The following is a 17,525-nucleotide window of genomic DNA, read 5'->3' on the forward strand; positions in this document are numbered from 1 at the left end:
AGCAGGCGCGGGAGGCGCCTCGACCAAGGGAGGAAACACATGAAGATCACCGCAATGGCAGCTGCCACCGCGATCCTGATGGGTGGCACGGCCTATGCCCAGCAGACGATCACCGTCAACATCGGCTCGTCGCACCCGGAGGCCAACATTTGGGTCTACGCGATGAAGAACACCTTTCAGCCAGAGGTGAACCGCATCCTGGCCGAGGGCGGCAACGAATACACCGTGAACTGGGTCGAGAGCTACGCCGGAACGCTCTACAAGTTCACCGACACGCGCGAGGCCGTGATGGACGGTATCGTCGACGTGGGCATGGTGGGCACGGTCTGGGAAGGCGCCAACATGCCCCTGCAGAACGTGACCTATTTCACACCCTTCGCCACCGAAGATCACCGCATGATCATCGAGATCTTCGACGACCTGTCCGAGAACCTGCCCGAGCTGAAAGACAGCTGGGCGCAGAACGGCATGGTGCACCTGTCGTCTCTGATCACCGACAGCTACGATATCTACGCCACCTTCCCGGTCTCCTCGATGGACGACCTGCAGAACCGCAAGCTGAACGCGCCGGGAACCTCGGCCAACTGGCTGCGCGAAACCGGAGCGACGCCGGTGGATGGCGCCCTGACCACCTATTACACCAACATCCAGACCGGCGTGACCGAAGGCACCCTGTCCTTTGCCTCCGGCATCCTGCCGACCCGTGTCTACGAGGTCGCCCCGGAGCTGACCCGTGTCGGCATCGGTTCGATGTATTTCGGCGGGATCGCGGCCAACAAGGACTTTTACGAGGGGCTGCCCGCGCCTGTGCAAGAGGCCTTCCGCGAGGCAGCACAGGCGACCTCGATCGCGCATGGCGACTATGTCGCCGACCTCGCCGCGCGCGCCCTGGACGAGATGAAGGAAGCGGGGCTGACCATCCACCAGCTGCCCGATGCCGAAAAGGCCAAGTGGGTCGACGGGCTGCCCAACATTGTCGAGCCCTGGCTGGAACAGACCGGCGAGGCGGGCAAGACCGTGCTCAAGGCCTATTTCGCGGCCCTTCGCGAGCGAGGGGCAACCCCCTTGCGGGACTGGGACGAAGGTCTCTGATCGGAACGTAATGGCACGGCACCCGCCCGGCAGTCTGGCGCCGGGCGGGTGCGTTCTTGAAAGCAGGATCGGGGCATGAGCGAAGACAACACGGCCGAGTTCGACGACGGGTTTGTCCCGTCCTTTTCCGAGGCGCCCCTGGGCGCGGCGCTGGGCGGAGTCGCGGCGGCCATGTCCGCGGTCGGCACGGCGGCCATTGGCGCGCTGATGCTGCTGATCGTGGCCGATGTGCTTGGGCGCAACTTCATGAACATGCCGATCACCGGCGTGTCCGAGATCGCGGCGCGGTCCGTGGTGGCCATCGTCTTTCTTCAGGTGCCCGCCGCCATCCTGCAAAGTCGCCTGACGCGGGCCGATTTCCTCGTGCGGCGGATCGAGCGTGCCTCTCCGACGGCGGTGTCCCTGCTCGAAGCGGTCTTTTGCATTGCCGGGGCGGTGGTCTTTGCGCTGGTGCTATGGGCTTCGTGGCCGAAATTCATCCAGAGTTGGCACAGCGCAGAGTTCTTTGGCGTACAGGGTGTCTGGACCATCCCGACATGGCCTTTCCGCGCAATCACCGTGCTTGGGGCCTTTACCGCCGTTCTTGCCGCGCTTTACCGCGCGGTTGCCGAACTGCGCAGCATGGGGCGCGCGACATGACAACGCTTGCTTTCGGTTTCGTCCTGATCGGCGTACTTGTCCTGCTGGTCCTCCTGGGAATGCAGATCGCCTATGCGCTGTTCGGCGTGGCCTTTGTCGGGATCTGGCTGATCCGCGACAACATCGGCCTGGCGTTCCGGATGCTGGAGCTGACCGCCTATTCCGGCATCGCCGACTACCTCTTTGCCACGATCCCGCTGTTTGTCCTGATGGGGTTGCTGGTCAGCGTGTCCAACGTCGGGCGCGATACCTTCGAGGTGGCAGAAGAGTTGCTGCGACGCATGGTCTGCGGCCTGGGCGTCGCCACCGTTGCCGCCAACACGATCTTTGCCGCCGTGACCGGCGTGTCCATCGCCTCGGCCGCGGTCTTTACCCGCGTCGCCGTGCCGGAGATGACGCGTCACGGCTATCGCCCGGCCTTTTCGGCGGGCACCGTGGCGGGGTCCTCGGTGCTGGGCATGCTGATCCCGCCCAGCCTGCTGCTGATCATCTACGGCGTGCTGGCCGAGGTTTCCATCGGCGGCATGTTCATCGCGGGGATCATCCCGGGCCTGATGCTGGCGGGCGGGTTCGTGGCCATGCTGATCGGAATCACCATGCTGTTTCCGCGCTTTGTCCTGGAAGACCCGGACAGCGTCCGGGCTCGTCGTCTGGACAGCGAGTTTACGCCGATGCCACTGGACCGGATGCTGCTCAAGCTGATCCCGATCGTCCTTCTGGTGATCCTTGTTCTGGGCGGGCTCTATACCGGGTATTTCACCCCGACCGAGGCCGGCGGCGTCGGTGCCTTCGGGGCGCTGGTGGTGGCCCTGTCGCGGCGCAGCCTGGATCGGCACAAGCTGTGGCAGGTGATGAAGCAGACCGGGGTGATCTCGGTCTCGATCCTGCTGCTTCTGGTGGCGGCCTCCTTCTATTCGCGGATGCTGGCCATCGCGGGTCTGCCGAACGCGATTGCCGGGTTGGTCACCGAGTCCGGTTTCGGGCCGATGGGCTTCCTGTTCTTCTATGCCCTGATCATCCTGCTGATGGGCATGATCCTCGACAGCACCTCGATCCTGCTGATCATGGTGCCGATCGCGGCGCCCATCGCGCAGGGACTTGGGATCGATCTGATGCATTTCGGGATCGTGACGGTCATCGCGGTCGAGATCGGGCTGCTGACGCCACCGTTCGGCATATCGGTCTTTACGGTGCACAACACGCTGAACAATCCGGCAGTCTCGGTCGAACAGATATTCGGCGCCACGCTGCCCTTCATCGCGGTGATGCTGCTGGTGCTGGTGATCGTGGCGTTCTTTCCGGCGACCGTGACCCTGTTTCTCTAGGCGTCACGCGCCTGGTTCGCCCACCTTGGCGGCCCAGCGTTCCAGGATATCGGTGGCCTCGTCCGCCGCGTGCTGGGCGCTGGGCATGTCGCGTTCTGGCGCGGGCAGGCCGCATTGGGCCAGCATGTGATCGACGTCGATGGGAAAGCGAGCGTGTTCCGGCAGTTGTCCCAGCGCCTGCCCAGCCTGCGCCATGTCGGCGGCATAGTAAAGCTCGCTTACCCCGGCGATCAGCATGGCGGCCACGCACAGGGGGCAGGGTTCGCAACTGGTATAAAGCGCGGTTCGGCGCAGATCGACGGTGCCGAGGTTGCGGGCAGCATCGCGGATGGCCTCCGTCTCTCCGTGGCTTGTCGGGTCGTGGTTCATCACCGAGCGGTTGATGCCTTCGCCGATGATCTTGCCGTCCTTGACCACCACGGCGCCAAAAGGTTCGGTTCCGGGGGTCGTCAGGGCCTCGGCGGAAATCTCCAGCGCGCGGCGCATGAATGCGGGATCATACATCGGTTTTTCCTTCAGCGGCGGCTAAGCAGGCGACCCGGCGGTCATGCACATCCGGGGTGCGTTTCGGAACTTCGCGCTTGCATCGGTCAAAGGCCAGAGGACAGCGCGGATGGAAGGTGCAGCCCGACGGCGGCGACACGGGCGAGGGGACTTCTCCTCCCATCGGCGCGCGGTCGCGTTTCGGGGCCTCCAGATCCGGGATCGTGTCCAGCAACATCCGGGTGTAGGGGTGCAGCGGGTTCGCGAAAAGGTCGGCGGTCGGCTGGATTTCGACGATCCGGCCGAGGTACATGACCGCGATCACGTCGGCCATGTGGCGCACGACGCTGAGATCGTGACTGATGAAGAGATAGGTCAGTCCCATCTCGCGCTGCAGCCGTTTCATCAGGTTCAGCACCTGCGCCTGGACCGAAACGTCCAGCGCCGATGTCGGTTCGTCGCAGACCAGGAACTCGGGCTCTCCCGCCAGTGCCCGCGCGATCGAGATCCGCTGCCTCTGGCCGCCCGAGAACTCATGCGGGTACTTGGCCGCATCGGCGGGCGACAGGCCTACGGTCTTCAACAATTCTCCCACCCGGGCCTCAGCCTGCACGTCGGTGGTTTCGGGAAGCAGGGTGCGCAGGGGTTCGGCCACGATACGCCCCACCCGCCAGCGCGGATTGAGCGAGGCAAAGGGATCCTGAAAGATCATCTGCATCTTGGTCGGATCGCCGTTGAACCGGATCTTGCCGTCCGAAGGCGCGTGCAAACCGGTGACCAGCTTGGCGATCGTGGACTTGCCGCAGCCGCTCTCGCCAACCAGCGCCAGTGTCTGGCCCGGCAGTATGTCGAAATCCACCCCGTCCACGGCGCGCAAGGTGCGGCGCGGTTTGCCTTCCAGCAGCCGGTTCAGCCAGGGGGCGGAGACGTCAAAGCGCCGTTCCAATGCATCGACTTCGAGAATGGGGCGGGTCATGCGGTTGCTCCTTCCAGGGCCAGCCAGCAGGCGGCGCCTTCGCCGTGGATGCGCGGGATGTCCCGGCTGCATTTCGGTCCCGCCTGTGCGCAGCGCGGGTTGAAGGCGCATCCGGGGGGAATGCTGTTCAGGCGCGGCATGGCGCCGGGGATCATCTGAAGCTCGGTCTCGTCCCGGCGCAGCGAGGGGATCGAGCCCATGAGACCGACGGTGTAGGGGTGTTGCGGTCTGCGGACCACGTCCTCGACCGTGCCAAGTTCGGCCAGCCGTCCGGCATACATCACCGCCACGCGATCGGCGGTTTCGGCGATGACGCCCATGTCGTGCGTCACCAGCATCACGGCCGTGCCGCGTTCCCGGCAGAGCCGTTTCAACAGCGCCGTGATCTGGGCCTGGATCGACACGTCAAGCGCGGTTGTCGGCTCGTCGGCGATGATCAGTTCGGGTTCCGCGCACAGGGCCAGGGCGATGACGATCCGCTGGCGCATCCCGCCGGAGAATTGGTGCGGGTAATTGTCGATGCGTTCCTCGACGGCGGGAATGCCGACTTCTTGCATCAGTTCGATGGCGCGCGCGCGGGCTTGGGCGCGGGTCATCGGCGTGTGCAGGCGGATCGTCTCGACCAACTGGTCCCCGACCTTGAACAAGGGGTTGAGCGATGTCAGGGGATCCTGGAAGATCGCCCCGATCCGGCGTCCGCGCACGGCCTGAAGCTGTTGTTCGCTCAGGGTGTCGATACGGTCGCCGGACAGCAGGATCTTGCCCGCAGCGATCCGGCCCGGCGGTTCCAGAAGGCCCAGGATGGCCATGCCGGTCATCGACTTGCCCGCGCCGGATTCTCCGACGACGCCCAGGATTTCCCCCCGGCCGATGGTCAGGGAAATGTCGTCGACCGCAGTCAGCGTGCCGTGTCGGGTCGGGAATTCGACGCGCAGGCCCTGCACGTCCAGAACGGGTTGGGTCATTGTGCCCTCCGGTAGCTGGGGGTGAAAATCTTGGCCACGGGCGGGTGGCCCACCGTGCGGTCGGGGTACTTGGCGATCAGGCCGTCGAACTGTGCCTGCGCCCGCGCGGTTTCCGCCACCGCGTCGAACCCCGGGATCTCGCCATCGGCCATGACCCGGCGCCCGTCGATCCAGACGTCGCGCACGTCCCGCCCCGAGCTTGATGTCATCAGGGTCTGGATCGGGTCCGGCGTCTGCAAGGTGCCGCGCAGGTCGATCACGGTTATGTCGGCGCAGGCTCCGGGCGCCAGCCGGCCAATGTCGTCCCGGCCAAGCGCCTGCGCGCCGCCAAGCGTTGCCGCGTCGAACATCGCCTCGGACCGGATCGCGTCCATGCCCTCGGCCATCCGGGCGGTCATCATGCCCAGTTGCATGTTGAGGATCATGTCCGGCGACCATGTGTCGGTGCCCAGCCCGATGTTGATGCCCCTGTCGCGGCATTTCGGAAAGGACCGGAGCAGGCCCCCATGTCGCGCGGCGACAAGCGGGCAATGCACCAGTGTCGCCCCGTAGTCCGCCATCAGGTCAAAGTCGCGCTCGGTCGCCTGTGTGCCATGCGGCAGCAGCCAGTTCGGCCCGATGGCGCCGATACGATCCAGCCAGTCGATGGGCGAAGTCCCGTGCTGTTCCTGTACCAGCCTGATCTCGGTCGGCGATTGGCAGGAATGCAGGCGCACGGGTGCGCCCAGTTCCGCAGCTATCGCATGGGTGCGTTGCAGCAGGGTTTCGGTGCAGGTCTCGATCCGGTCGGGGGCGAACATTGCGCGGATACGCCCGCCCGCGATACCGTCGATCCGCCGCGCATAGTCTGCCGCCTCGGCCAGGTTCCGCAGGCCACGCGCCTCGTCATAGGTCGCGCGGATGGCGCCGGCCTCGTCCGTGACCTGCCCGCCGGTCCGGTAGGCCGGGCCAAGGTAGGCGCGCAGCCCCAGATCCTCGGCGGCGGCCGCGGCGGCATCGAATTCCGCCACCGTTTCTCCCCACGCGCGGTAGAACAAGGAGGCGATGGGCAGGGCCGTGGTGATCCCGTTGCGGATCAACTGGGCAAAGGCAAAGCGTTTCTGAAAGGCCAGTTCCTCGGGCGAGTACATCTCGTAGGGGCCTGCATCGACATAGCTTTGCGGCCAGACCCGGCCCTTTTTCCACGCCGGGCCGTTGTCGTAGCCCAGGATCGTCGTGTCGAGATCGGACAGCGCGTCGAGGTCGATGAACCCGGGCGACAGGATCGCTTCGCCATAGTCGATGTGTGTCCCTGCTTCGCCGTCGAAGCTGCTGCCGACATGCAGGACGCGCGTGCCCTCGATCACGACACATCCGTTCTCGAAGACCACATGGGCGCCGTCCCGGTGCCCGACGACCCACCGTGCGGTAAGACAGGTCCGGCTCACGGGGCTGCCACCACGCAGGCACCGTCCCGTGCCGTCACGGCGCCGGCCTTGAGCACCAGCTTGCGGGGCGCACGCAGGGCGACCGCCTCGGCCAGCGTCTCGCCCTCGACCAGGACGGCGTCGGCGCGGTCGCCGATGCCGAGGCCATAGCCCTTGGTTTCCATGATCGCGGCACCGCCAAAGGTACAGATGTCCAGCGCAAGCTCGACCTCGTCATCCCGGCGCAGGTTGTTGCGCTGGCCGATGAACATGGCGCGTTCCAGCATGTCCGCATTGCCGTAGGGGCCCCAGGTGTCGCGGATGCCGTCCGAGCCAGACCCGGTCAGGATGCCCGCCGCTTTCAGTTCCTTGACCGCCGGAACCGGGGCCGAGGCGGGGGCGGTGGTGATGATGTGGATGAGGTTTTCCGCCAGTTGCGCCTGCAGGTCGGCGACATAGGCGCGGTCCATCATGCCCAGGCAAAAGGCATGGCTGATCGTGACCTTGCCCTGCATCCCGTGCGCCCTGGTCCGGGCGATGATCTCTTCCATCGAGAAACCGCCCAGGGCGTCGCGTTCGTGCAGGTGGATATCGACCGGCTTGCCGTGTTTTTCCGCCAGCATGAACACGGCGTCGAGGTGACCCTTTGGGTCGCGTTCGATCCCGCAGGGGTCGATCCCGCCGACGATATCGGCCCCCAGGGCCAGCGCCTCGTCCATCATCTCGACCGTGCCGGGCCGCGGCATCATCGAGGACTGCGGAAAGGCGACGATCTCGATGTCGACGATGTCCTTCAGCTTGTCGCGGGTTTCCATGACGCCTTCGATGCCGGCCAGTCCGTGATGGGTGTCGACGTCGACGTGGCTGCGGATCTGTGTCGTGCCGTGGCTGACCGACAGGATCGCTTGCCGCTCTGACTGGACCTGCGGATCAAGCCCGAGCGAGACCTTCACCTCGCGCTCGTTGGTGATCTTGTCGATCAGGCGCGGGCCGACCTCGTTGCGGTACCAGGGCATCCCCAGCAGGGACTTGTCCAGGTGGGTATGCGCCTCGACCAGGCCCGGGATCAGGATGCGCCCGCCGCAGTCGATGGTTTCGGCGCCATCGGGGGCGGTTTCGACGAAAACGCCATCGGCGATGTGCAGGTCCGTTGCGGGGCCACCCATCGGGCGGCAGTTCTTGAGGGTCTTCATGGGGTCATCTCAGTTTGGGGTTGAGGGCATCGCGCAGCCAGTCGCCGATCATGTTGACGGACAACACGATCAGGCACAGCTGGACGGCGGGGAACACGACGATCCACCACAGGCCGGAAAACAGGTACTGGTTGCCGATCCGGATCAGCGTGCCGAGGCTGGGTTGATCCGGCGGCATTCCCACGCCGAGAAAGGACAGCGTCGCCTCCGACAGGATCGCCAGGCCAAAGTTCAGCGTGGCCGCAACCAGGATCGGCGTCAGGCAGTTGGGCAGGATGTGGTGCAACATGATCCGCCAGGGTTTCACCCTGATCAGCCGCGCGGCCTGCACGTATTCCTTCTTGCGTTCGACCATTGCGCTGGCGCGGACGGTCCGCGCGTACTGGACCCAGCTTGGCACGGCGATGGCAAGGATCAGGATCGGCGCGGCCAGCACGTCCTTCAACCCCGTCGGCAAGGAGGCGGTGGCGACCGCGGTGATCAGGATTGCGATCAGGATGAAGGGCATCGACAGCAGCACATCACCCAGACGCATGATCACGTTGTCGACCCAGCCACCGAAATAGCCTGCGATCAGCCCCAGGCTCAGGCCAACGGACAGCGCCGCGATGACCGAGGCAAAACCGATAATCAGCGAAATCCGCGAGCCGTAAAGGATTGCCGAGAGGATGTCGCGCCCCTGCGTGTCGGTGCCAAGGATATAGGGCCATTGGCCGGCCTCGTTCCAGATCGGCGGGATCTCGGAGTTCCAAAGTTCCAGCGCGGCCAGGTCATAAGGGTCCTGCGGTGTGATCCATGGGGCAAAGAGCGCGGTCAGTGCCACCAGCGCCAGCAGGCAGGCGGCAAAAACCGCGCTGGGGTGGGTGCGGAAGGAATACCACAGGTCGCTGTCGCGGATCGCTGCCAGGCTTGCCCTGCGGGCGGGTTGGGGGGCTGCGTCGGTCTCTGTGTCGGTCTCGGTGGTCATGGACAGGTCAGCCATTGGCCCCTCCGGCTTTGGCGGCGTCGTCGCGCAGGCGCGGATCGACCCAGGCATATGTCACGTCCACAACCGTGTTGAGGACGACGAAGATGAAGGAAACGAGCATCAGGTAGGCGGCCATCACCGGGATATCGACGAAGGTCACTGCCTGGATGAAGAGCAGACCCATGCCCGGCCATTGAAAGACTGTCTCGGTGACGAGGGCAAAGGCGATCAGGTTGCCGATCTGCATGCCCGTCAGGGTGATGACCGGCATCAGGCAGTTGCGCAGCGCATGCACCCAGTTGACCCGTCCGACCGGCACCCCGCGGGCACGGGCGAACTTGACGTAATCGGTGCGCAGGGTTTCCAGCATCTCGGCCCGGACCAGTCGCATGACAAGGGTAATCTGGAAGGTCGACAATGAAATCGCCGGCAGCACCAAGGCCGCCCGGCCCGAAGGCGTCAACAGACCTGTCGACCACCATCCGATGTCCACCGTCTCTCCCCGTCCGAAAGCGGGCAGCCAGCCCAGCGAGACGGAAAAGGCGAGGATCAGCATGATGCCCACCACGAAGGAGGGCAGCGACACCCCGACGATGGACCCAAGTTGCAGGGCGTTGGCCAGTGGCGAGTTCCTGTGCACGGCGGTGATGACACCCAGCGGGATGCCCACGACCAGGGAAATGATCGTGGCCACAAGGACCAGTTCGCAGGTTGCGGGAAACCGCTCTCCGATCAGGACCATCACGTCCTGCTGGTTGCGGTAGGAGATGCCGAAATCCCCCTGGACCGCGTTGGTCACAAAGCGCGTGTACTGCGTGACGAACCCGTCGTTCAGGCCAAGGCGTTCACGCAGTTCCGCGCGGTCGGCTTGTGTCGCCTGTTCATTGACCATCATCTCGACCGGGTCGCCGAAGAACCGGAAGATGATGAAGGCCAGCAGGGCCACCGCCAGCATGACGAAGGCGGCGTTGGCCGTGCGCTTGATAAGGAAGGCGAGCATGGGATCTCCGGTCTTGTGGGAGGCTGCGGGGAGATCCCCGCAGCCCGTCCTGTCGGATCAGTCTTGGGCGACGCGGGCGAACCAGAGCCGCGGCTTGTTGTCGGGGAACAGGGGCATCTCGGCCACGTCCTCGGTGACGGCCCAGGCCATTGGCTGCTGGTGCAGCGGGATCATGATCATCTCGTCCTTGACGATGCCCAGGGCCTCGGTTTCCAGCGACAGGCGCTTGTCGAGGTCCAGTTCCATGCCGGCCTGCTGGATCAGCCCGTCAAGCTCGGGGTAGGACCAGCCGCCCCAGTTGAACACGCCGGAGTTGCCTTCCTTGGAGTGGAAGATCTGCAGCAGCGGCGAATAGGCGTCCAGCATCGGCAGGGTGGCCCAGCCTAGGGTGTAGATGTCGGTCTTGCCCTGGGTGCGCTTGGGCGTCTGAACCGCGCGCGGTGCCACGTCCAGCTTGGGCGCCAGCCCGATGCGCGACCACATCGAGGCGATGGCCTGGCAGAACTGTTCCTCGTTCACCAGCCCGTCGGACAGGCAGTTGAATTCAAAGGTCAGCCCCTCGGGCACGCCCGCCTCGGCCAGCAGTTTCTTCGAGGCGTCCGGATCGTATCCCGGTACCGTATCCAGTTTTTCGGCGTATCCGGGGATCGGCGGGGCGACGGTTGCGCCCGCGATCCGGGACTTGCCACGCATCACGCGCTGGTGGATCAGATCAAGGTCGATAGCCTTGTACAGCGCCTCGCGCACGGCCTTGTCCTTGAACGGGTTGGGCTCACCGGTTGTCAGGGTGTCGCGGAAGGGAAAGCCGATCATCACGGTGCGTAGGTCGACGCCTTCCAGCACGTTCACGTTCGGGGCCGCTTCGAGGCGCGGAAGATCCTGCACCGGCGCGTCATTGGTAAAGTTGATCTCGCCCGAAAGCAGGGCGGCTACGCGGGTCGCGGCCGATGTCACCGGTGTCAGCTCGATCCGGTCGAGGTTGTGCCGGGGGTCGTCCCACCAGTCGGGATTGACGACAAAGACGGTCTTGGCGTCCGGTTGGCGGCTTTCGACGATGAAGGGCCCGGTGCCGTTCGCATTGTAGGTGGCATAGCCTTCCTTGCCCGAACCGATATCGGTCGGCAGCAGAGAGTCGTTCGCCTCCATCCATTCCTTGTCGAAAATATGGATGTTCGTCAGGTCGTTGAGCAGCAGGGGATAGGTGCCGTTCAGGGTGATGTCGACGGTGTGGGCATCCACCACGGCGGACGAGACATAGGCCGGCAGGTTGCCCTTGAGCGGCGAAGTCTCGTGGCTCACCCGTTCCAGCGAGGCGACGACGTCATCGGCGGTAAAGGGCGCACCGTCGTGAAATGTCACGTCTTCGCGCAGCTTGAAGCGCCATGTCACCTGGTCGTCGAGGATCTCCCAGGATTCGGCCAGCGCAGGCTCGATCTTGAGGTCGGCATCATAGCGCACGAGCCCCTCGTAGACGTGGTTCAGCACGTTGATCGTGAAGCTGTCGCCATAGGAGTAGGGGTCGAGCGAGCCGATGTCGCGATTGGCGCCCCATTTCAGGACATTCTCGGCCTGCACACCGCCCGCGAGAGAAGCAAGTGCCGCAGAAGCAAGCAGGAGTTTTCTGATCGTCATATCGTCTGGTCCCTGTTGTTGGATTGTACTTGGGAATCGGTAGGATTGGATACGATGCGATCTTGATGCGGGATTGATTCTATTTTGGCAAGCAAATTGTATCCAATTGACGAGGATGAGTGGATACGCTATTTCAAGTGCACAAAGAACAAACAAGAAGACGAGTCATGAGTGACCAGACCACCCTGACGGATGCCGTTCACACGCTTCTCAAGCGGGCGATCATCGAGCAGGCCCTGAAGCCAGGGATGCGCCTGCCCGAGGATACGGTGGGCGAACAGTTCGGCGTGTCGCGCACGATCGTGCGTCATGCTCTGGTGCGGTTGCAGAACGAGGGGCTGGTGGTCGCGCGACGCAATCGCGGGGCCTTTGTCGCCGAACCTTCGCTGGAAGAGGCCAAGCAGATCTTCGAGGTGCGCCGCGCGCTGGAGCGCGAGGTGATCCGGATCCTGGTCGAGCGGCTGCCGGAAAGCGGCTTTGACCAGCTGGAGGCGCACGTCCGCAGCGAGCAGAGCGTCAAGGGCAAGGACGGTCCGGTGTCGATTCGCCTCGCCGGCGAATTCCACACGCTTCTGGCGGAACTGACCGGCAACGCGGTTCTGTCCCGTTACGTGTCAGAGGTGGTGCTGCGCTGCTCCCTGATCATGGCGATGTACGCCCGGACCCATTCGTCGGACTGTGCCGTGGACGAGCACTCGCAGATCATCGAGGCGATCCGGACCGCGGACATGGACAGGGCAATGACCCTGATGGACCACCACCTTGGCGCGGTTGCCGGTCGGGCCGAGCTGGAAAAACAACCGGACAGCGTCTCTTCGATCCTGTCTCACTATGGCAAGGAACTCGGACAGTGACCGACACGCGGATACACCACGCGCTGAAATTTGCGGATCTCACGCCGCGCGAGGCCTATAAGGTCATGATCGGGACCATCGTGCCGCGCCCCATTGCCTGGGTGACGACGATCTCGCCCGAGGGCGTGGTGAACGCGGCGCCCTATTCCTTCTTCAACTGCCTGTCGGCCGATCCGCCGATCCTGGCGCTGGGCGTCGAGAACAAGCCCGACCGCAGTTTCAAAGACACCGCCTACAACATCCGCATGACCGAGTGTTTCACCGTCAACATCGTCGATCGCGCCAATGTCGAGGCGATGTCCGTTACAGCGGCGGGCTTTGCGCCAGAGGTGGATGAACTGGAGATGGCGGGCCTGACGGCGGCCCCGGGCGAGATGGTCGCCTGTCCGCGGATCAAGGAGGCGCCCGTCGCCTTCGAATGCCGCCGCTACCTTGGGATCGAGATCAGCTCGGCGCGCGAGATCATTCTTGGCCAGATCGTCATGGCGCATGTGCGCGAGGATATCATCGACCTCGACACCTACTATTCGACCCATACGGCGCTGGATGCGCTGGGCCGCATGGGCGGCGATGGGTATGCCGGGACGCTGGATTATTTCGACCTTCCCACCCCCTCGGCCGCGGGGGTCCTGTCCGCACGCAAGGCGCGGCGGGCCTGATCACGCCAGGCCGATGGTCTGCTTCTCCCGACGCTTCTGGCCGGAATGGACGGGTTGTGGTGCCCCGGGGCCTGTGCGCGCCCGTTCCCGATTTCATGACCCTGTTCAAGGCACCCATGAGGTCATCCGCAGGACGTGGCAGGCCGCATGATCATCCTCGTCATCCAGAGTGTCCCAAATGTCCGGGCGCTGTTCGACATCAGCCAAGACGGGCGGCCCGCCGAGGCGCCGAAAAAATGGCTTGAATCGCCCTCATTGGCGCATGCGGTCCGGTTTGGTTTTCGCGATGGCCCGGACGCGAAGAGCCGACAAGGATCACCGCGCGGTGATCTGCAGCGTCACGCAGCAATGGCAACGGACGGCAAGGACGATGCGCCCGTAACCCAGGTTCCGCCGTCGTAGCGCCGGAAGACGCCTGTCTTGCCGTCGATGCTGACAAGGGTCAGCCAGCCGTTGTCGAACAGTGCGCGGACATCCGGTAGCCGGTGCAGGACCTGCTGGATCATGGCTTCGGGGGCTTCGACTGCTACGATCAGCCGGCTGGGCACATGACGCAGAGTCGTCCCGTCGTGTACCGATTGCCAGGGCAGCCCGACGCGCAATGTGCCGCCATTGCCCTCGAGCACGCCGATGCCTCCAACCACGTTGTGCAACAGCTTGTTGCCCGCGCCGAATGTCTCTGGCGAAACCGCCGAGCCGTTGTATTGCAGCGCGATCCAGCTTGCGACCACCACGGGTGCGCTCAGGATCAGTTCAAGCGTCGCGGCCTCGGAATCTTGCCGCCAGTCGTAGTCATGCAGGAAGGTGGACCCGTCCAGATCCCGTCCGGCGGTGCGTGTGCGTGGGGCAGCCACGAAGGCCTTACATCCGGCCAACCCCCATTCCGGCCGCAGTTCCGACCAGTCATGCCCACGCATGGCAAGTGTTTCGGCCTCACCCCGAGGCAGCGTGGCCGCCCGCTCTGCCCGCGCCAGGGCGGCGGCGCGCGACAGGAACGATCTCAAACGGTCCAGGTCCTCTCCGGTGGCAGCGGGCTGCCCGTCTTGGAACAGGCGAACCTCGTCGGACACCGTGTCGTGCAGCCCGGCGACGAACCGGGTGTCCTCGGGGATTTCGATCCCCCGGTCCTGCAGGCCCGCGCGGACAGCGGCATCGTTGAGCAGCGAGGTCACCAGCCGGGCGTTCACGTCCCCCGCGTGACCGCCACAGGCACCACATTGCAGCGCGCTTGCATGGGGCGCATTGGTGACGGTGGCGCCATGTCCGCAAATCAGCACCAGCCGCGCAAATCCCGACGTCAGCGACATGGCCCTGAGCGTTTTTTCGGCCATGTCGATGCGTACCGGCAGCGGCAGGTCAAGATGCGGGGCCGTATCAGCCTTGGGCAATGCCCGGCGGCCAAGGCTGTCCCGCAGCAACTTGCCGACATAGAGCGGGCCTGCCGCTTCGACGAAGGCAAAGGCCGAAACCGCGGCGCGCTTGAACCGGCCCCAGGCCCGGACGGCCCGCAAACGGATGCGGGGGCCGGTGTCGTCGCCGCTGGTCGCACTTGTGACGCCGGGCGACAGCAGGATTGGAGACCGGGCCTCGGCAATGTCCGAGGCATGGGCGTGATGCCTGACGGCAAGGCCAAAGAAGCCCGCAAAGCCGATGGTCCGCAGCCCCGGGTTAGATGCCTCCAGCGCCCTGCGCAGGCGTTCGGAGCGCACGTCGATACAAAAGGCCGCCTGGATCGCGGGCCGGGCATCGGGCTCTGCCCGGGTTGGCCCCGAAAGCGTGTCGCCAAGACGCCGTTCCGCGGCCCGGTCCACGGCCTCTTGCAAGGCGGCCTCCAGGGTGGTGCCCTCGTCGGTGCCAAGAGGGCGCCCATAGTCCTGCAATGCCCGATCCCAGGCCGCCGCCCGTGTTTCGGCGGCCTGCTCAAGCAAGGCAACCTCCCAAACCAGGCGGATCGTCAGAAGATCGAACAGCGTTTCGTCCCGCCGGCCGTCGCGCTCTGCGATCCAGCCAAGATGACGCGCATATTGCGCCCATCCCCCAAGCGTTACCAGCAGCCTGTGGAAATAGACGGGGGCGGCGTCCTGCGTCAGCCCCAGGGCCACACAGGCGTCGGCAAAGGCCGCGCGCGCATCCGTGGGCATCGCTGCAACGCGCGCGGCAAAGCCCGACAACCCGGCCAGTTCTGAGGTCAGGTCCCGGCTGGCGAAAGTCCGCCAGGACGTCCATGCCCTGCCCACGGGCGCAGGCCAGAAGGCTTGGCCGCGATCGAAATGTGCCGCGGCCCACAGCCCGATCCGATCCTCGACAAAGGCGGGCCAGTCGATGCCGCTGTCGTCCTGTGCGAGGTCCGTCAACGCGGGCAGCACGGCGGTCTTCGACGCCGTCTGCCGTGCCGCTTTTGCCAGTGTGCCGGGTGCCATCCCGTGAGCCGCCTCTACGGTCCGCAGATCCTCGGCCGTGACCTCTCCTGCGTCGATCATCGCGGCCACCGTCTCTCTGGGCAGGAAAATGCGGCCGCCACCGACGCGGGCCAGCCTTGCGGCAGCGGCCCTGCGGTCCTCCCTGGCCTGTCCCAGCCAGGGGTTTACGGCCACGGTGGCATCGAGGGGAAAGGCGGGGGGAATTTGCCGGATTGCGCTTTCTGCGGCGGCAAAGAGTTCGAGTGTCTGGCCGGGCCAGGTGACATGGGCGTTCATTGGGTTGCTCCGGACTTGGGCGTCCAGCGGCCGGACAGCCGGTCGGACACCGCGTTGAGGTAGAGGCCGTTCATCAGGTGCACGCGCAATCCCGCCGTGGCCGGATGCCCGGCCCAGAGCGGAAAGGTCGTCTGCGCCACGGCGGCCAGCGCAAAGCTCGCCAAAGCCAGAACGATCGTCGCCCAGACCAGACCGTCAGGGGCGGGCGGGGCAGGCAGGGTGCCGGCAGAGAGCCAGATCGCGCCCTGTTGCAGCGCAAAATAGGCGATGGTCGCGCTGACCGACATTGCGGCGGTCCGCCAGGCCAGGGCGCGGGGGGCCAGGTCGGCCAATCCCTGGGCCATCAGGTAGACCACGCCAAAGATCAGCATCGCGCCAAGTGCCACGGTCTGCGGCGGTTTCGACAAAATCCCGAAGGCCAGCCCGACCACGAGGTAGAGACAAAGTGCGAGGCCGAATGCCCTTGCAACGGCGCCAAGACCGGGTACGGCGACCGGGCCGGGGCGGCGGATCGAGGCAACTTCGCGCACGGCGCCGCCCGAGGCCAGGAAGGCGTGGGCCTTGTACAGCGAGTGCGCCACGATGTGCAGCAGTGCCAGGGGAAAGAGCGCAAGCCCGCATTGCAGCACCATGAACCCCATCTGCGCACAGGTGGACCAGGCCAGCGCTGTCTTGACCGCAGGTTGGGTCAGGGCGACGGCCGCCCCGATCAGCGCGCTGAAGCCGCCGACAAGGGCCAGGAAGGCCAGCACCCCGGGTGCCGCCAGCATCACGTCGGCAAAGCGGATCAAGAGGAACCCGCCCGCATTGACGACCCCCGCATGCAGCAGGGCCGAAACGGGTGTCGGCGCTTCCATGACCTCTGTCAGCCAGCCGTGTGTCGGCAGCAACGCGGATTTCAGGATGGCCGCGGCGGCCAGGAACAGAGCGGCCAGCCAGAGCGGACCGGCCCCCTCACCAGCCCGCGCGGCGGCGTTGATCGTCGCAATGTCCGATGTGCCAAAGCTGACCACGATCAGGGCGGCCGCCGCTATCAGTGCGGCGCTGGACATAAGCCCGCTGGTCGCTTTCTTGCGGGCGGCGCGCCGGGCGCGTGGGCGCTCCGGATAGAACAGCAACAGGCGGTGCAGCGTGATCCCGACCGCGACCCAGCCGACGACCAGTTGCACGACGTTGCCCGCGCCGACCAGCAGCAGGACACAGGCGATGGTCGCGGCCATCCAGCCCATGAAGGCGGGTTGCCGCGCCTCGCCGTCCAGCGCCACGCGCGAAAAACGCAGGACGATCCAGCCGACGAAGGCAACGGTCAATGTCATCGCCACGCTGACGATATCGACCCGTGCCGACAGGCCTACACCCTCGACACCGACGAGAGGCGTTGTGCCGGGACCCGACAGCGCAAGGTCAACTGCCGCCGCAACTGCCAGCGCGAGGCTTGCCAGCGCGGCGATCTCTGGCAGGCGCAGGCGCCAATGGGCGCGGGCAGGCGGTAATACAGCCATCGCAACCGCGGCGGCGGCCAGCGCAAGTGGAGAGAAAAGAAGCAGGTAGCTCATCGTGGACCTCCGATTCCGTGTCGGCGGTCGATCTAGACGGCTCTCGGTATAATAAAAATTATATTGTTTGGATCATGGCGTT

General features: G+C 65.3%; 15 protein-coding genes. 5 read left to right on the forward strand and 10 right to left on the reverse strand.

Features of this window, described 5'->3' with window-relative positions; all coding sequences use genetic code 11:
* The first annotated feature begins 39 nt into the window (after positions 1 to 39).
* The 3 genes from ACQY5B_RS01760 (at position 40) to ACQY5B_RS01770 (ending at position 3,056) form a co-directional block, all read left to right on the forward strand.
* Complete coding sequence (locus ACQY5B_RS01760) at positions 40 to 1,092, forward strand: C4-dicarboxylate TRAP transporter substrate-binding protein (protein WP_420326661.1); 1,053 nt, start codon at positions 40 to 42, stop codon at positions 1,090 to 1,092.
* A 75-nt stretch (positions 1,093 to 1,167) separates the two neighbouring features.
* Complete coding sequence (locus ACQY5B_RS01765; RefSeq protein ID WP_420326660.1) at positions 1,168 to 1,731, forward strand: TRAP transporter small permease subunit; 564 nt, start codon at positions 1,168 to 1,170, stop codon at positions 1,729 to 1,731.
* Positions 1,728 to 3,056 (forward strand): TRAP transporter large permease, encoded by a 1,329-nt coding sequence (locus ACQY5B_RS01770; protein ID WP_305967793.1) that lies wholly within the window; start codon positions 1,728 to 1,730, stop codon positions 3,054 to 3,056. The genes ACQY5B_RS01765 and ACQY5B_RS01770 overlap by 4 nt, the downstream gene beginning before the upstream one ends.
* A 3-nt stretch (positions 3,057 to 3,059) precedes the next feature.
* On the opposite strand, the gene ACQY5B_RS01775 is transcribed toward ACQY5B_RS01770, so the two are convergent.
* Genes ACQY5B_RS01775 through ACQY5B_RS01810 form a run of 8 tightly spaced genes read right to left on the reverse strand, consistent with a single transcriptional unit; the run spans position 3,060 to position 11,678 of the window.
* Positions 3,060 to 3,560 (reverse strand): nucleoside deaminase, encoded by a 501-nt coding sequence (locus ACQY5B_RS01775; protein ID WP_420326659.1) that lies wholly within the window; start codon positions 3,558 to 3,560, stop codon positions 3,060 to 3,062.
* Positions 3,553 to 4,515 carry an ABC transporter ATP-binding protein gene (locus ACQY5B_RS01780; RefSeq protein ID WP_420326658.1) on the reverse strand — a complete coding sequence of 321 codons (963 nt, stop codon included), beginning with the start codon at positions 4,513 to 4,515 and terminating at the stop codon, positions 3,553 to 3,555. The genes ACQY5B_RS01775 and ACQY5B_RS01780 overlap by 8 nt, the downstream gene beginning before the upstream one ends.
* Positions 4,512 to 5,480, reverse strand: a complete 969-nt coding sequence (locus tag ACQY5B_RS01785; RefSeq protein ID WP_420326656.1) for an ABC transporter ATP-binding protein — start codon at positions 5,478 to 5,480, stop codon at positions 4,512 to 4,514. Before ACQY5B_RS01785 ends, ACQY5B_RS01780 begins: the two co-directional genes overlap by 4 nt.
* Positions 5,477 to 6,907, reverse strand: coding sequence for a chlorohydrolase family protein (locus ACQY5B_RS01790; protein ID WP_420326655.1), 1,431 nt, complete (start codon positions 6,905 to 6,907; stop codon positions 5,477 to 5,479). Before ACQY5B_RS01790 ends, ACQY5B_RS01785 begins: the two co-directional genes overlap by 4 nt.
* Entirely contained in the window at positions 6,904 to 8,079 is a 1,176-nt protein-coding gene (locus tag ACQY5B_RS01795) for an amidohydrolase family protein (RefSeq protein ID WP_420326654.1), read from the reverse strand. The genes ACQY5B_RS01790 and ACQY5B_RS01795 overlap by 4 nt, the downstream gene beginning before the upstream one ends.
* A gap of 4 nt (positions 8,080 to 8,083) precedes the next feature.
* The gene (locus ACQY5B_RS01800; RefSeq protein ID WP_420326652.1) at positions 8,084 to 9,061 is read right to left on the reverse strand and encodes an ABC transporter permease; all 978 of its coding nucleotides are present in this window, start codon (positions 9,059 to 9,061) and stop codon (positions 8,084 to 8,086) included.
* Positions 9,054 to 10,046, reverse strand: a complete 993-nt coding sequence (locus tag ACQY5B_RS01805; RefSeq protein WP_420326650.1) for an ABC transporter permease — start codon at positions 10,044 to 10,046, stop codon at positions 9,054 to 9,056. The genes ACQY5B_RS01800 and ACQY5B_RS01805 overlap by 8 nt, the downstream gene beginning before the upstream one ends.
* A 57-nt stretch (positions 10,047 to 10,103) precedes the next feature.
* Positions 10,104 to 11,678, reverse strand: a complete 1,575-nt coding sequence (locus tag ACQY5B_RS01810) for an ABC transporter substrate-binding protein (RefSeq protein ID WP_420326649.1) — start codon at positions 11,676 to 11,678, stop codon at positions 10,104 to 10,106.
* Between the two features lie 167 nt (positions 11,679 to 11,845).
* Between ACQY5B_RS01810 and ACQY5B_RS01815 the strand changes: the two genes are divergently transcribed.
* Both ACQY5B_RS01815 and ACQY5B_RS01820 read left to right on the forward strand, forming a co-directional pair.
* Positions 11,846 to 12,532 (forward strand): GntR family transcriptional regulator, encoded by a 687-nt coding sequence (locus tag ACQY5B_RS01815; RefSeq protein ID WP_305967802.1) that lies wholly within the window; start codon positions 11,846 to 11,848, stop codon positions 12,530 to 12,532.
* Positions 12,529 to 13,191, forward strand: coding sequence for a flavin reductase family protein (locus tag ACQY5B_RS01820; RefSeq protein WP_420326647.1), 663 nt, complete (start codon positions 12,529 to 12,531; stop codon positions 13,189 to 13,191). Before ACQY5B_RS01815 ends, ACQY5B_RS01820 begins: the two co-directional genes overlap by 4 nt.
* A gap of 338 nt (positions 13,192 to 13,529) precedes the next feature.
* On the opposite strand, the gene ACQY5B_RS01825 is transcribed toward ACQY5B_RS01820, so the two are convergent.
* The gene (locus ACQY5B_RS01825) at positions 13,530 to 15,887 is read right to left on the reverse strand and encodes a YbcC family protein (protein WP_420326645.1); all 2,358 of its coding nucleotides are present in this window, start codon (positions 15,885 to 15,887) and stop codon (positions 13,530 to 13,532) included.
* Positions 15,884 to 17,443: a proton-conducting transporter transmembrane domain-containing protein gene (locus ACQY5B_RS01830; protein ID WP_420326643.1), complete on the reverse strand. Its 1,560-nt coding sequence runs from the start codon at positions 17,441 to 17,443 to the stop codon at positions 15,884 to 15,886. The genes ACQY5B_RS01825 and ACQY5B_RS01830 overlap by 4 nt, the downstream gene beginning before the upstream one ends.
* Between the last annotated feature and the right edge of the window lie 82 nt (positions 17,444 to 17,525).

This window comes from Antarctobacter sp., assembly GCF_965277915.1.
GTDB lineage: Bacteria > Pseudomonadota > Alphaproteobacteria > Rhodobacterales > Rhodobacteraceae > Antarctobacter.